The following is a 14239-nucleotide window of genomic DNA, read 5'->3' on the forward strand; positions in this document are numbered from 1 at the left end:
TGTGTGAGCCCTTTTTCACGAGCCTTCGCCATGTCCGACTACCTGCTGCAAATGAACGGCATCGTCAAAACCTTTGGCGGTGTCAAAGCCCTGAACGGCATCGACATCAAGGTCAGGCCCGGGGAGTGCGTCGGCCTGTGCGGTGAAAACGGCGCGGGCAAATCCACCCTGATGAAAGTCCTCTCGGCGGTCTATCCCTACGGCACCTGGGACGGTGAGATTCTCTGGGACGGCCAGCCGCTCAAGGCGCAGTCCATCAGCGAAACCGAAGCCGCCGGGATCGTCATCATTCACCAGGAACTGACCCTTGTCCCCGACCTGTCGGTGGCGGAAAACATCTTCATGGGCCACGAACTGACACTGCCCGGCGGACGCATGAACTACCCGGCGATGATCCACCGTGCCGAAGCGCTGATGCGTGAACTCAAGGTGCCGGACATGAACGTCTCGCTGCCGGTTTCCCAGTACGGCGGTGGCTACCAGCAGTTGGTGGAAATCGCCAAGGCGTTGAACAAACAGGCGCGGCTGCTGATTCTCGACGAGCCCTCCTCGGCCCTGACCCGTTCGGAAATCGAGGTGCTGCTGGACATCATCCGCGACCTCAAGGCCAAGGGCGTTGCCTGCGTGTACATCTCCCACAAACTCGATGAAGTGGCGGCGGTGTGCGACACCATTTCGGTGATCCGCGACGGCAAACACATCGCCACCACCGCCATGACCGACATGGACATCCCGAAGATCATCACCCAGATGGTCGGACGGGAAATGAGCAACCTCTACCCCACCGAACCCCATGACATCGGCGAAGTGATTTTCGAGGCGCGCCATGTCACCTGCTACGACGTCGACAACCCCAGGCGCAAACGGGTCGATGATATTTCCTTCGTCCTCAAGCGCGGGGAAATCCTTGGCATCGCCGGGCTGGTCGGCGCCGGTCGTACGGAACTGGTGTCGGCGTTGTTCGGCGCCTACCCCGGTCGCTACGAGGGCGAAGTCTGGCTGGAAGGCAAGCAGATCGACACGCGCACGCCCCTCAAGTCGATCCGTGCCGGCCTGTGCATGGTCCCCGAAGACCGCAAGCGCCAAGGCATCATCCCGGACCTGGGCGTGGGCCAGAACATCACCCTGGCTGTGCTGGACAACTATTCGAAAATGACCCGCATCGACGCCGAAGCCGAACTGGGCAGCATCGACAAGGAAATCTCGCGCATGCACCTCAAGACCGCGAGTCCGTTCCTGCCGATCACCAGCCTGTCCGGTGGCAACCAGCAAAAGGCCGTGCTGGCGAAGATGCTGCTGACCAAACCCCGCGTGTTGATTCTCGACGAGCCGACCCGCGGCGTGGATGTCGGCGCCAAGTATGAAATCTACAAGCTGATGGGCGCGCTGGCGGCCGAAGGCGTGTCGATCATCATGGTGTCCTCGGAGCTGGCCGAGGTGCTGGGGGTCTCCGACCGCGTCCTGGTGATCGGCGACGGCCAGTTGCGCGGCGACTTCATCAACCACGAACTCACCCAGGAACAAGTGCTCGCCGCCGCGCTCAGCCATCCCGACGGCCATAACAATAATGATCGGAAGTCCGCGTAGATGAATCAGGTCAAACAGCTGTTTTCTCGCTACAAAATGCTCGCCCTGGTGATCGCCGTGGCGATCATCTGGCTGTTCTTCAGTTGGCAGACCGACGGCGGGTTCGTGACCCCGCGCAACCTCTCCAACCTGCTGCGGCAGATGTCCATTACCGGGATTCTTGCCTGCGGCATGGTGCTGGTGATCATCAGCGGCGAGATCGACCTGTCGGTGGGCTCGCTGCTCGGGCTGCTGGGGGGCCTGGCGGCGATCCTCGATGTGGTTTATCACATCCCGCTGCTGGCGAACCTGAGCCTGGTGGCCTTGTGTGGCCTGGTGATTGGCCTGGGCAACGGCTACATGACCGCCTACCTGCGCATCCCCTCGTTCATTGTCGGCCTGGGCGGCATGCTCGCCTTTCGCGGAATCCTGCTGGGGGTGACCGGCGGCACCACCATTGCCCCGGTGTCGCCGGAACTGGTCTACGTCGGCCAAGGTTATTTGCCGCACACGGTGGGGACCGGGCTCGGCATCCTGCTATTCGCCTTGACCCTTTTCCTGACCTGGAAACAGCGGCGCAATCGCGCCCTCCATGGCCTGGCGGCGCACTCATTGGTGCGTGACGTACTGCGCGTGGTGTTGATCGGCGCGGTGCTGGCCGGGTTCGTCTACACCCTCAACAGCTACGACGGCATCCCGGTGCCGGTGTTGCTTCTGCTGATCCTGCTGGGCGTGTTCAGCTACGTCACCAGCCAGACCGTGTTCGGCCGGCGGGTCTACTCGGTGGGCAGCAACATGGAAGCCACGCGCCTGTCCGGCATCAACGTGCAGGCAGTGAAACTGTGGATCTTCGGCATCATGGGCGTGATGTGCGCCCTCGCCGGCATGGTCAACACCGCACGCCTGGCAGCCGGTTCCCCCTCGGCCGGCAACATGGGCGAACTCGACGCCATCGCCGCCTGCTTCATCGGCGGCACCTCCATGCGCGGCGGTTCCGGCACCGTCTACGGCGCCCTCCTCGGCGCGCTGGTCATCACCAGCCTGGACAACGGCATGTCGATGCTCGATGTCGACAGTTATTGGCAGATGATCGTCAAGGGCAGCATCCTGGTGCTGGCGGTGTGGGTGGATGTGAGTACGCGTACGGGGCGACGGTGATCTGTCGTCATCTACGGAGGTGATAGGCCTAGCGCCGATGCCGTTGATCTGAGCCATGGATGGCCCGGCTCCTTCATCGAGATGAACGCATCATCCCACTGCTAACAGACCCGGCTGACCGTCCTAAAATCTTGTAGGAATTTACCTCCTGTGGCGAGGGAGCTTGCTCCCGCTGGGTGGCGAAGCAGCCCCAAATCGGCCATCGCGTTTCGTCAGGCAGACCGCAGGCACCGGTTTTACGACTGCTGCGCAGCCGAACGGGGATAAATCCCCTCACCACAGGGGCTGGTGGCGTCCTACAGGTCGGTTGTGGGTGTCGGGATCGACTTCTATAGTTGGCTCGTCACTGGCTTTGGCCGGTGATTGGGTTTCGCAGCCCGAATGAACAAATCTAGATACCGTCAAATGAAATTCAGGCAAACTTGCCCGCTTTCATTTTATGGCGGTTGCGCGCGGGAGGCTTTCGGGTCTGCCGAGTTTTGGATTCGTTCCTCGGTCTGCGAACCCTCGCGCAACTGCCACCCCTATGATTCGCAGCAGAAAGGTGGCTATTCTTTCTATCGAACGAGTGCAACCTTATGACAACGAATCAAGCATCTGCCCGCTTCACTCCTCTCACCCAAACCGCCACCACCCACCCCGTCCTGCTGATCGACACCCAAGCCCCACTGCCCGAACTCCATGCCTGTGCCAGCGAACGCCTGCACGCCACGCTCGACTACCTGACGCTGGTGGCTTGCACCAGCCTGCGGGATTCGGCAGAGAACGATATCGCCACCATCACCAATGTCGCCCGGATCCTGGTGCAGGATGTGGCAGACGTGTTCGGCGTGATCGAACGGCGCGGCCTCGAAGGCTAACCAACCTCTGTGGCGAGGGGATTTATCCCCGCTGGGCTGCGCCGCAGCCCCAAAACCCAGGCACCGCGCTGCAAAAGGTGAGCCGCGTTGACCGGTTTACGACTGCTGCGCAGCCGATCGGGGATAAATCCCCTCGCCACAAGAGATCGCATACTCCCATGGAGCGCGCTTGCCAAACCCGACGATGTGAAGCTACTGTCAGGCCATGAACCTCCCAAAGATTGCCTCGACCACCACAACCACGACCGCCCAAGGCGGGTCGTGCGAGATGTCGTGAGTCGCTGACAAACGAATCCCAAAGGCCCGCCAGTGATGGTAAGGGCCTTTTCTTTTGCCCTTGCGTCACTGGCCCAAACGCAAGGAAAGCACTATGCATGCTCTGTTGATTATCGATGTGCAGGTCGGCTTGTTTCATGGTCCGGATAAACCCTGGGCAGGTGAAGCGCTGCTGGATACCCTCAATGGCCTGATGGTCAAGGCTCGGAGCGCCGGCGCCCCGATCTTTCTGGTTCGTCATGTAGGTCCGCCTGGCTCGCCTATGGAACCTGGAAGTCCATTGACGCAATTGGTAGCGGAACTGCGGCTGGCGGGCGACGAAGTGATCTTGGAAAAAAATCGGCCCAATGCATTTGCCATGACGGGTTTGGCCGAGCAGCTGAAGGCGTGTGGCGCCGAGGGCGTGGTTATCACAGGGATGAAAACCCAGTATTGTGTCGACAGTACCTGCCGCGCGGCCCGGGACCTAGGGTTCGATGCCGTACTGATTGCCGATGGTCATACGTGTGCCGATACGCCCGTCTTGAAGGCGCAGGCTATCATCGCGCATCACAACGCAACGTTGGCCGGGCCTTTCTGCCAGGTCGTTCGAGCCGAGGACTGGCGCTTTTAATCACAGCGGAGATCGGTTCAGCTTGGGCCGATCTTATTCAACAAAATGGAGTGACCTACATGGAAGTCTGCAATCCGCTATCCCCCTCAGAGTGCACCAACATGGAAGACATTCGAGGCGAAATCGATGCCCTTGACCAGGCCGTTATCAAACTATTGGGCAGGCGCTTCCAGTACGTCCTCGCGGCCTCCAGGTTCAAGACCTCGGCGACTTCGGTGCGTGCTCCCGAGCGCTTCAAGGCCATGCTCGCCACCCGACGGGAGTGGGCCGAAGCCGAGGGCCTAAGCCCGGACGCCATCGAGAAGATGTACAGCGACCTGGTGAACCACTTCATTGCCGAAGAGATGAAACACTGGGCGGCCCATCAAGGCAGAACCTGACGACCAAACCCGCTCTCTTGATCATTCCCACGCTCCGCGTGGGAATGCATCCCGTGACGCTCTGTGTCACCCTCCAGAAGCGGAACGCGGAGCGTCCCTGGCGGCGTTCCCACGCGGGAGCATGGGAACGATCAATACCGCCAAACACGGGAGCATGCTCCCACGGATCACTGCGCTAGGCGCTCACCTCCGGTTCCACCAGCGCCGCCAACACCAACGGGTGCAGGACAGCCTCCGGATGTTTCTTCTCCCATTCCAGCAAATCCCGGCGCATACCCGGGGTCCAGAAGCTCTTGATGTGCTGGCGCACACCATTCACCGCCAGCGCGTGGTCCGGTTCGCTGGTGAAGTACTGCGCGATCTGGTTGGCCATTTTGATCAGGCTTTCAGAGCTCATCGACGTACCTCGGCTTTTTCGGCATGGCGACGTTCCTTCAGCAGGCGCCCCTGTTCATCACTGAACGCCTGGTAGCGTTTCTGCCATTCCGAAGGTTGGCTGACCCGCACGATTTCGACCGCCGTCACCTTGTATTCCGGGCAGTTGGTGGCCCAGTCGGAGTTGTCGGTGGTGATCACGTTGGCGCCCGATTCCGGGAAGTGGAACGTGGTGTAGACCACGCCCGGCGCCACGCGCTCGGTCACCTTGGCGCGAAGCACCGTCTGCCCGGCGCGACTGCCGATGCCGACCCAGTCGTCCTCGACGATGCCACGGTTCTCGGCGTCGGTCGGGTGGATTTCCAAGCGGTCTTCCTCGTGCCAGGCCACGTTGTCGGTGCGTCGGGTCTGGGCGCCGACGTTGTACTGGCTGAGGATGCGCCCGGTGGTCAGCAGCAGCGGATAGCGGCCGTTGACCTTCTCTTCAGTGGGCACGTAGCCGGTGAGCATGAAGCGCCCTTTACCGCGTACGAACTGATCGATGTGCATGGTCGGCGTGCCGTCCGGCGCGGCATCGTTGCACGGCCACTGCAGGCTGCCGTGACGGTCCAGTTCGGCGTAGCTGACGCGGCTAAACGTTGGTGTCAGGCTGGCGATCTCGTCCATGATTTCCGAGGGATGGCTGTAGTGCATCTTGTAGCCCAACGCGTCGGCCAGGGCGATGGTGGCCTCCCAATCGGCCTTGCCGGCCAGCGGGTCCATGACCTTGCGCACCCGGGAGATGCGGCGTTCGGCGTTGGTGAACGTGCCGTCCTTCTCGAGGAAGGAACTGCCCGGCAGGAACACGTGGGCGAACTTGGCCGTCTCGTTGAGGAAGATGTCCTGGACGATCACGCACTCCAGGGCGCTCAGGGCGGCGGTCACGTGCTGGGTGTTCGGGTCGCTCTGGGCGATGTCCTCACCCTGGCAATACAGCGCCTTGAAGGTGCCATCCAGGGCCGCTTCGAACATGTTCGGAATGCGCAGGCCCGGATCGGGTTGCAGGGTGACATTCCAGGCCTGTTCGAACTGGGCGCGCACCACTTCATTGGAAATGTGCCGGTAGCCAGGCAGCTCATGGGGGAACGAGCCCATGTCGCAGGAACCCTGGACGTTGTTCTGTCCACGCAGAGGGTTCACCCCGACCCCTTCGCGGCCGATGTTGCCGGTGACCATGGCCAGGTTGGCGATGCCCATCACCGAGGTACTGCCCTGGCTGTGCTCGGTGACGCCGAGGCCGTAATAGATGGCTGCGTTGCCGCCGGTGGCGTAGAGCCGTGCAGCCGCGCGAATCTGCTCGGCCGGCACACCGCACACCGGGCCCAGCACCTCAGGCGAGTTCTCCGCCAGGCTGACGAAATCGCGCCAGCGGGCGAAGTCCGCCGCCTCGCAGCGCTCCTCGACGAAAGGCTGGTCGACCAGGCCTTCGGTGACGATCACGTGGGCCAATGCGTTGAGCATCGCCACGTTGGTGCCTGGCCGCAGTTGCAGGTGCAGGTCGGCGCGGGCGTGGGGTGAATCCACCAGGTCGATACGGCGCGGATCGATGACGATCAGCCGCGCACCTTGGCGCAGGCGCCGCTTGAGCTGGGAGCCGAACACCGGGTGAGCGTCGGTGGGGTTGGCGCCCATCACCAGGATGACGTCAGCCTTCATGACCGAGTCGAAGTTCTGGGTACCGGCGGATTCGCCCAACGTCTGCTTGAGGCCATAACCGGTAGGCGAATGGCACACGCGGGCGCAGGTGTCGACGTTGTTGTTGCCGAAGGCGGTGCGCACCAGTTTCTGCACCAGGTAGGTTTCTTCGTTGGTGCAGCGGCTGGAGGTGATGCCACCGATGGAATCACGTCCGTACTTCAGCTGGATGCGGCGCAGCTCGCTGGCGGCGTAGGTGACCGCCTCTTCCCAGCTGACTTCCTGCCACGGATCGCTGATGTGCTTGCGGATCATCGGCTTGGTGATGCGGTCCGGGTGCGTCGCGTAGCCCCAGGCGAAACGCCCCTTGACGCAAGAGTGGCCGTGGTTGGCCTGGCCGTTCTTGTCCGGGACCATGCGCACCAGTTGCTCGCCTTTCATTTCGGCGCGGAAGGAACAACCCACGCCGCAATAGGCACACGTGGTGATGACGCTGCGCTCCGGCTGGCCGATCTCCACGACGCTCTTGTCGATCAAGGTGGCCGTCGGGCATGCCTGCACGCAAGCGCCGCAGGAGACGCATTCGGATTCGAGGAAATTGTCGCCGCCCGCAGCCGCCACCCGCGAGTCGAAACCGCGCCCGGTGATGGTCAGGGCGAAGGTGCCCTGGATTTCTTCGCAAGCGCGTACGCAGCGGTTGCAGACGATGCACTTGCTCGGGTCGTATTCGAAATAGGGGTTGGAAACGTCCTTGGCTTCGGACAGGTGATTGGCGCCCTCGTAGCCGTAGCGCACCTCGCGCAGGCCCACCTGCCCCGCCACGGTCTGCAACTCGCAATTGCCGTTGGCCGCGCACGTCAGGCAATCCAGCGGGTGGTCGGAGATGTACAGCTCCATCACGTTGCGGCGCAAATCGGCGAGCTTAGAGGTCTGGGTGCGTACCACCATGCCCTCGGTCACCGGCGTGGTGCAAGAGGCCGGGTAGCCGCGCATGCCGTCGATCTCCACCAGGCACATACGGCAGGAGCCGAAGGCTTCCAGACTGTCGGTGGCGCAGAGCTTGGGAATGGTGGTGCCGAGCAACGCGGCGGCGCGCATCACCGAGGTGCCGGAGGCGACGCTGATTTCGCGGCCGTCGATGGTCAGGCTGACCTGCACGTCGCTTTCACGCGCCGGGGTGCCAAGGTCGATGTCGCTGCTGGGGTCGAAGATGTTGATCATTGGTCGGCCTCCGTGGTCGCCAGACCGAAGTCGGCGGGGAAATACTTCAGGGCGCTGGCGACAGGATAAGAGGTCATCCCACCGAGAGCGCAGAGCGAGCCGTATTGCAGGGTGTCGCACAGATCCTTGAGCAGCAGGACCTGTTCCTCACGGGCACCGGCATCGGTGCTCGCCATCAACCGGTCCACCGCTTCGACACCTCGGGTAGAACCGATCCGGCATGGCGTGCACTTGCCGCACGATTCCTCGGCGCAGAACTGCAAGGCGAAACGCGCCATGCGGGCCATGTCCAGGGTGTCATCGGCGACCACCACGCCACCGTGGCCGAGCATCGCGCCCATGGCGGCGAATGCCTCGTAGTCCAGCGGTGTGTCGAATTGCGAGGGCGGCACCCAAGCCCCCAGCGGTCCCCCCACTTGCGCGGCCTTCAGCGGTCGACCGCTGGCGGTCCCGCCGCCGTAGCCTTCCACCAGTTCACGCAGGGTCAGGCCGAAGGCACGCTCCACCAGGCCACCCTGGCGCACATTGCCGGCCAGTTGAAACGGCATCGTGCCCAGGGAGCGGCCCATGCCGAAGTCACGGTAGAACTGCGCGCCCTTCTCCAGGATCACCGGCACCGAGGCCAGGGTCACCACGTTGTGGACCAACGTCGGCAGCCCGAACAAGCCTTGGATGGCGGGCAGCGGCGGCTTGGCGCGAACCGTGCCGCGCTTGCCCTCGAGGGATTCGAGCAGCGCCGTTTCTTCACCACAAATGTAGGCGCCGGCGCCGACACGAACCTCAATATCGAAGGCGCGGCCGCTGCCGCTCACGTTCGCGCCCAGATACCCAGCGTCACGGGCGATGCGCAGGGCATCGTTCAGGGTGCTGATGGCGTCCGGGTATTCCGAGCGCACGTAGATGTAGCCCAGGGTCGCGCCGACGGTGGTGCCGGCGATGATCATGCCTTCGATCAGCAGGAAGGGGTCGCCTTCCATCAGCATGCGGTCGGCGAAAGTGCCGGAGTCGCCCTCGTCGGCGTTACACACGATGTATTTCTGCGCACCCACCGCGTCGCGGACGGTGCGCCACTTGATGCCCGCCGGGAACGCCGCGCCACCCCGGCCACGCAAGCCGGAATCGAGCACACTGGCCACCACGTCTGCGCCGTCCGTCTGGAGGGCCCGGGCCAGTCCCAGGAACCCGCCCTGGGCACGGTAGTCGTCCAGCGACAGCGGCTGGGTGATGCCGGCACGCGCGAACAGCAGGCGCTGCTGGCTCTTGAGATAGGGGATCTCCTCCACCGGCCCCAAGGCCAGTGGATGACTGCCGGGATCGCCGGCCAGCGCATCCAGCAGGCTCGGTACGTCTTGTGGCGTGACGGGGCCGAACCCCAGCCGAACACCGGCGCTTTCCAGCTCAACCAGTGGTTCGAGCCAATAGAGGCCACGGGAACTGGTGCGGCGCAGGGTCAGCGGCAGTTGCCGACGTTCGGCCTCACGGGCCAGCGCATCGGCCACCTTGTCCGCGCCCACGGCGCGGGCCACCGAATCGCGAGGGATATAGAGCGTCAGCATGCCCCGTCCTCCATACAGCCTTTTACCAACTCGCGCAGGCGCTCGGGGGTAAGCCGTGCGTGCAGCTCGCCGTCCAGCTCCAGGGCTGGCGAACAAACGCAGGCGCCCAGGCAATAGACCGGCCGCAGGCTGATGCTGCCATCGGCACTGGTGCCGTGGTCATCCAACGCCAGTTGCTCGCGCAACTGCGCCGCCAGGCGCTCGGCGCCCATGCTCTGGCAGGACTCGGCCCGGCACAGGCGCAGGGTATGGCGTGCCGGCGGCGTGGTGCGAAAATCGTGGTAGAAGCTGATTACGCCGCGCACTTCAGCCTGGCTGAGGTTGAGGGCATGGGAGATTTCCGGGACGGCGGCGTCGGGAACGTACCCGCAGCCTTCCTGGATGGCGTGGAGAATCGGCAACAAGGCACCGGGGGTGTCCTTCTCGCGCTCCAACACGCTGTGAATCAGAGGCAGGTGAAGCGTCTCATCAGGCATAAAGTACCTCGGCATCTCGAACGACACCGCCGCCTAGGCGGCAGCCGTCCGGAGTCTTGGCTGCGGCGTCCGGTCCACGTCACGGTAGCGTGGCTAATCCGATCGCCATCCTCGCTCTCCGGCCAAGTGTCTTGCGCACCTGGTCCGGGGCATCCTCACAGCTTGCCACTCCCGGGGGTTGGCGGTTGCACGTGGACGACAAAACGTGTCCTGAAAGCGACTCGGGGTGAAAGTCGTCCAGCCGCAGCGCAAAGGCAGATACACAATTGATTGTAGGCGACCCACAGCGATCGGTTGGAATGGGCAGCTATTGGCCGTTTTGCTGACGCGTATGGCACCCAATAAATGATCCGTAGCTTTAAATCTGCGCCCTCCCGGCCCCTCGATTACACCCGCTTAAGCTTCCTGAACGCCCGCGGCTCCCAAACCCGCATCGCCAGCAACAGCGCAGTCCCGCATTTCTCGGACAAGGGCGCGGTCAACGATTCGTTGTGCAGCGCTGCCAGTTTGCTGCGCAATCTGTGTATTTCGACTTGCAACTGCGCGTAAGCGGGCTTCGTCAGCATGCCATGGGCAAAGTGCAGGGTTTCATCCGGAGCGGCGAACCGACTTGCCATGAAATCGGGTAACCCCTGCTGCAGGAAAAAATCCCGGATAGGGCCATCCGGCAGCCAATCAAAATCTCGCGCCACCAGCAATCTGATCCGGTTTCCCGGCTTCAGGTCCGCCAGGCCCATGCGTTCCAGCACCAACAAGTGCTTGATGCACTCGGCTTTTGACAGGCAGTAGGCAGACACGATGTCTTCCAGCGACCAGTGATTCAGCGCACACACCGTTACCAGCAGGAGCTTTTCGTTTGAGACCAGTTGCGCTTCTTGTTCATGCGTCAGCATCTGCAGGCGTGGGGACGACAACTCGGCCTCCTGAAGCAATTCCGCCATCGTCAGGCCCAGCAGATCACAGAGTTGGGCGAGACGTTCGACCGTCAGGCGACCGCTGGCCAGCAGACGCTTTACGCTGGGCTCCGAGAGGTCAAGTGCCCGGGCAACGTCGCGATAAGTCATGCTGGCGGCCTTGAGACGTTGCTTTATAGTCAAGATGAGTTGGGTAATTTGGGTCATAAGTATTGATATCCGATACTGTTGGTATCAGCTTAGCGAAATATGAACGAACAAGTTGCGAATTATGCACCCTCCTCCCCATGCTTGGGACTCATAAGAGCCGAGAGGTCAGCATGTCAATCAACGCCGCAGCGCACGTTTCCCCAGCACCCGACGGACCACCGACGGGCGATTTGCAGATTGGCGACATTGTGTTCATCCGCGTCACCGCCCGCCCTTTCCTGGAAGTCGCCAGCGCGACGAATTCATGGACGAACCATGTGGGAGTGGTGGTCGACGACCGTGGCGCTGAGCCGTTGATTGCAGAAAGTACGTTTCCGCTCGCGCGAACCACCCCGCTGACTCAGTTCCTCAAGCGCTCCGAGCAGGGACGCTGCGCGGTTGCGAGGCTTGCGTTGCCTCTCACGGACACACAGCGCGAGGCACTTCAAGCAGCGGTTGGCGATCGACTAGGCACGTTCTACGACACTGGATTCAACATACACTCACCGCGCCAGTTCTGTTCTCGCTTCGTTCGTGAGGTCATCGATGAAGCGACGAACATCCAGCTCGGTAAAGTGGAGACGTTCGCGACCTTACTGCAAGATAATGCCGATCCGAAGCTCAACTTCTGGCGGCTGTGGTACTTCGGCCGAATCCCGTGGCAACGTCATACGGTCACTCCAGCAAGCCTGCTTCGAAGTCCGGACGTGCGCGTCATTTTCGATTCTCAGATGAGTAACACCCCATGATCGAAGACGCGCAAGCGCTCCCGTCACACGCTTTCACCCGGCGCAGTCTTCTCCGAGCTGGCATGATCGGGATGACCGCAGGTGTGCTGTCACCCTGGTCGATATGGGCGGCACCGTCTTCGGGCGTCCTGGTCAACGATGTGACGTTGCTCAACCCGATTTGGGTGAATCGCCTGTTTGCCCCGCGTACCACCTACGAAATACGACAGGCACTGGCCATGTGGTCAGGTCCGGTGAGTATCGGGGGTGGCCGCTATAGCATGGGCGGACAGATTGCCACCGAAGACAGCCTGCATCTGGACATGCGTCAGTTCAATCAGGTCATCCGTTACTCACCTGAGAGCAGGGTCATACGTGTGCAATCCGGGATGCGCTGGCGCGATCTGCAGACAGTCATCGACCGCCATGACCTTTCGGTAAAGATCATGCAGAGCTATGCCAACTTTACGGTCGGCGGGGCACTGTCAGTCAATGCCCATGGGCGTTACGTCGGTGCAGGTCCGATGAGCAACTCGGTACGAGCCCTGCAGGTGGTACTCGCCAACGGCTCAGTCATGGAGGCATCGCGCACCACCAATACCGACTTGTTCCGCGCAGCCATCGGTAGCTATGGCGCGGTGGGGGTTATCACGGAAATCGAACTGGACCTCGTGCCAAACGTCACGATGGAACGCCAGGTACATCGCATGCCGGTTGCCGATTATCCTGAATTCTTTAATCAGCACATCCGCGGAAACGATCAAGCCATCCTGCACAACGCCGATCTGGCGCCGCCCTACTTTGACCAAGCCACCGCTGTCACCTGGTGCACCACGGAAAAAGCGCTGACCGTCGAAGACCGGCTGGTCGCACCGGGGCAATCGTACACGCTCGAACAAACCCTCCTGTGGGGCGTGACCAAGCTTCCCGGCGGGCCGTTGATTCGCACTGATGTGGTCGATCCATTGCGCTACCTCAGCCACCCGGTGGTACGCCGCAATTACGAGGCCAGCAGGGACGTCGCCTCGCTCGGCCCCATTGCGACCCGCAACAGTACCTACGCATTGCAGGAGTATTTTGTCCCGGTAGCCCACCTCAATGCATTTGTATTACAAATGGCCGCCGTGTTGATGGCGCACAACGTCGATGCCGTCAACATCTCCATCCGCCACGCGCCACCGGCCCCTGACTCATGTCTAGCCTGAGCAAGGGAAGAAGTTTTTTCATTCGTACTTTATTACTGGCAACACGTTGGCGTGGCCGACCGCGAGAAAGTTGGCGTATGGACGCGCGAACTGATCGACATTGCGCTTTCGTTTGGTGGCACCTATTACCTACCCTATCAATTGCACGCGACGCGGCAGCAGTTCTCACGTGCCTACCCCGGCGCGCAACAGCTGTTTGCGCTCAAGGCGCGATTCGATCCGGACAAACGATTCCGGAACAAGCTCTGGGATAAGTATTACGTGGGGTAGCGTGCCCCCTGTACCGGTGTCCAATCCCCGCCAGCCGAATAGTTAGTCAAGGTCGGTTCGGCTCGGCAACATCCGAGCCAGGGTATCGTCCCCCACCCAATAGTGATGGATCAAACCGGCCGCCGCATGCAGACCAATCAACCAATAGCCGCTGCTGCCCAGCAGCTCGTGCCAGTACTTGAGCTGTTTGGCCAGGTCCGGGTCCACCGCCACGGGGGCCGGCAGGAAGAAGCCGAAATACGGCACCGGCTTACCTCCGGCGGCCAGCATCAACCAGGCCAACACCGGGGTCGCGATCATCAGGCCATACAGCGCCAGGTGCATCAGGTGCGCAAGGCCGGTCTGCCAGGCCGGCGGGGCGGGCGTGATGGGCGGGCGTGGCGTCAGGCGACCGAACAGGCGGACCCAAACCAGCCCGAAAATGCTCAGCCCGAACAGCCCATGCAACCCCAGCAGCAGGCTCCGTGCGGTGCTGCCACGGGGCAGCAAGCCCTTGATCTCGATGCATGCATACACAGCAACGAACAGCGCCAGCATCAACCAGTGCAGGGTCATCGACAGTTTTCCATAACGGTTTACGGCAATATCGCGGGTCATAACGCGCCTCGTGAAAGTCTGGTGGCCTGCCAACTCATTTGGCAGCTGCGATCCGGTTACTCAGAACCGCCCCTGCCAACCTGTCAGCAAAGTCTTAAGGCAGTCTGAAGACCGACATTCAAGAAGCTTTTCTTACCTTCAGACTTCGTTAAGAAATGCCTCGGATACTCCTCCCCATTCT

14 protein-coding genes are annotated in these 14239 nt (G+C 61.9%); 8 read left to right on the plus strand and 6 right to left on the minus strand.

Annotated features, from left to right (window positions below; genetic code table 11):
• The first annotated feature begins 30 nt into the window (after positions 1–30).
• The 5 genes from xylG (at position 31) to LOY70_RS16175 (ending at position 4853) form a co-directional block, all read left to right on the plus strand.
• The gene (gene xylG / locus LOY70_RS16155) at positions 31–1587 is read left to right on the plus strand and encodes a D-xylose ABC transporter ATP-binding protein (RefSeq protein WP_265028423.1); all 1557 of its coding nucleotides are present in this window, start codon (positions 31–33) and stop codon (positions 1585–1587) included.
• Positions 1588–2724 (plus strand): sugar ABC transporter permease, encoded by a 1137-nt coding sequence (locus LOY70_RS16160; RefSeq protein WP_123346627.1) that lies wholly within the window; start codon positions 1588–1590, stop codon positions 2722–2724.
• 578 nt (positions 2725–3302) lie between these two features.
• Positions 3303–3584 carry a fructose-bisphosphate aldolase gene (locus tag LOY70_RS16165; protein ID WP_265028424.1) on the plus strand — a complete coding sequence of 94 codons (282 nt, stop codon included), beginning with the start codon at positions 3303–3305 and terminating at the stop codon, positions 3582–3584.
• Between the two features lie 370 nt (positions 3585–3954).
• Positions 3955–4473 (plus strand): cysteine hydrolase family protein, encoded by a 519-nt coding sequence (locus tag LOY70_RS16170; RefSeq protein ID WP_265028425.1) that lies wholly within the window; start codon positions 3955–3957, stop codon positions 4471–4473.
• Positions 4474–4532: 59 nt separating this feature from the next.
• Positions 4533–4853: an isochorismate lyase gene (locus tag LOY70_RS16175; RefSeq protein ID WP_265028426.1), complete on the plus strand. Its 321-nt coding sequence runs from the start codon at positions 4533–4535 to the stop codon at positions 4851–4853.
• Between the two features lie 175 nt (positions 4854–5028).
• On the opposite strand, the gene LOY70_RS16180 is transcribed toward LOY70_RS16175, so the two are convergent.
• The 5 genes from LOY70_RS16180 to LOY70_RS16200 all read right to left on the minus strand — a co-directional run bounded on the left by LOY70_RS16180 (position 5029) and on the right by LOY70_RS16200 (position 11276).
• Entirely contained in the window at positions 5029–5250 is a 222-nt protein-coding gene (locus tag LOY70_RS16180; protein ID WP_123346642.1) for a formate dehydrogenase subunit delta, read from the minus strand.
• A complete protein-coding gene (fdhF, locus tag LOY70_RS16185) occupies positions 5247–8123 on the minus strand; it encodes a formate dehydrogenase subunit alpha (RefSeq protein ID WP_265028427.1) in 2877 nt (958 codons plus the stop codon). The genes LOY70_RS16180 and fdhF overlap by 4 nt, the downstream gene beginning before the upstream one ends.
• A complete protein-coding gene (locus tag LOY70_RS16190) occupies positions 8120–9679 on the minus strand; it encodes a formate dehydrogenase beta subunit (protein WP_265028428.1) in 1560 nt (519 codons plus the stop codon). Before LOY70_RS16190 ends, fdhF begins: the two co-directional genes overlap by 4 nt.
• A complete protein-coding gene (locus tag LOY70_RS16195; RefSeq protein ID WP_025213971.1) occupies positions 9673–10155 on the minus strand; it encodes a formate dehydrogenase subunit gamma in 483 nt (160 codons plus the stop codon). The genes LOY70_RS16190 and LOY70_RS16195 overlap by 7 nt, the downstream gene beginning before the upstream one ends.
• A gap of 386 nt (positions 10156–10541) precedes the next feature.
• Complete coding sequence (locus tag LOY70_RS16200) at positions 10542–11276, minus strand: helix-turn-helix domain-containing protein (protein ID WP_265028429.1); 735 nt, start codon at positions 11274–11276, stop codon at positions 10542–10544.
• Between the two features lie 113 nt (positions 11277–11389).
• Between LOY70_RS16200 and LOY70_RS16205 the strand changes: the two genes are divergently transcribed.
• The 3 genes from LOY70_RS16205 to LOY70_RS16215 are packed head-to-tail and all read left to right on the plus strand — an operon-like array spanning position 11390 to position 13461.
• Entirely contained in the window at positions 11390–12007 is a 618-nt protein-coding gene (locus LOY70_RS16205; protein WP_265028430.1) for a YebB family permuted papain-like enzyme, read from the plus strand.
• Positions 12004–13191: an FAD-binding oxidoreductase gene (locus tag LOY70_RS16210; RefSeq protein ID WP_265028431.1), complete on the plus strand. Its 1188-nt coding sequence runs from the start codon at positions 12004–12006 to the stop codon at positions 13189–13191. Before LOY70_RS16205 ends, LOY70_RS16210 begins: the two co-directional genes overlap by 4 nt.
• 51 nt (positions 13192–13242) lie before the next feature.
• Positions 13243–13461, plus strand: coding sequence for a hypothetical protein (locus tag LOY70_RS16215; RefSeq protein ID WP_265028432.1), 219 nt, complete (start codon positions 13243–13245; stop codon positions 13459–13461).
• Between the two features lie 42 nt (positions 13462–13503).
• Here the strand turns inward: LOY70_RS16215 and LOY70_RS16220 are convergent, their stop codons facing one another.
• Positions 13504–14058, minus strand: a complete 555-nt coding sequence (locus LOY70_RS16220) for a cytochrome b (protein ID WP_265028433.1) — start codon at positions 14056–14058, stop codon at positions 13504–13506.
• Positions 14059–14239: the final 181 nt, after the last annotated feature.

This window comes from Pseudomonas sp. B21-054, from assembly GCF_026016345.1.
Classification (GTDB): Bacteria; Pseudomonadota; Gammaproteobacteria; order Pseudomonadales; family Pseudomonadaceae; genus Aquipseudomonas.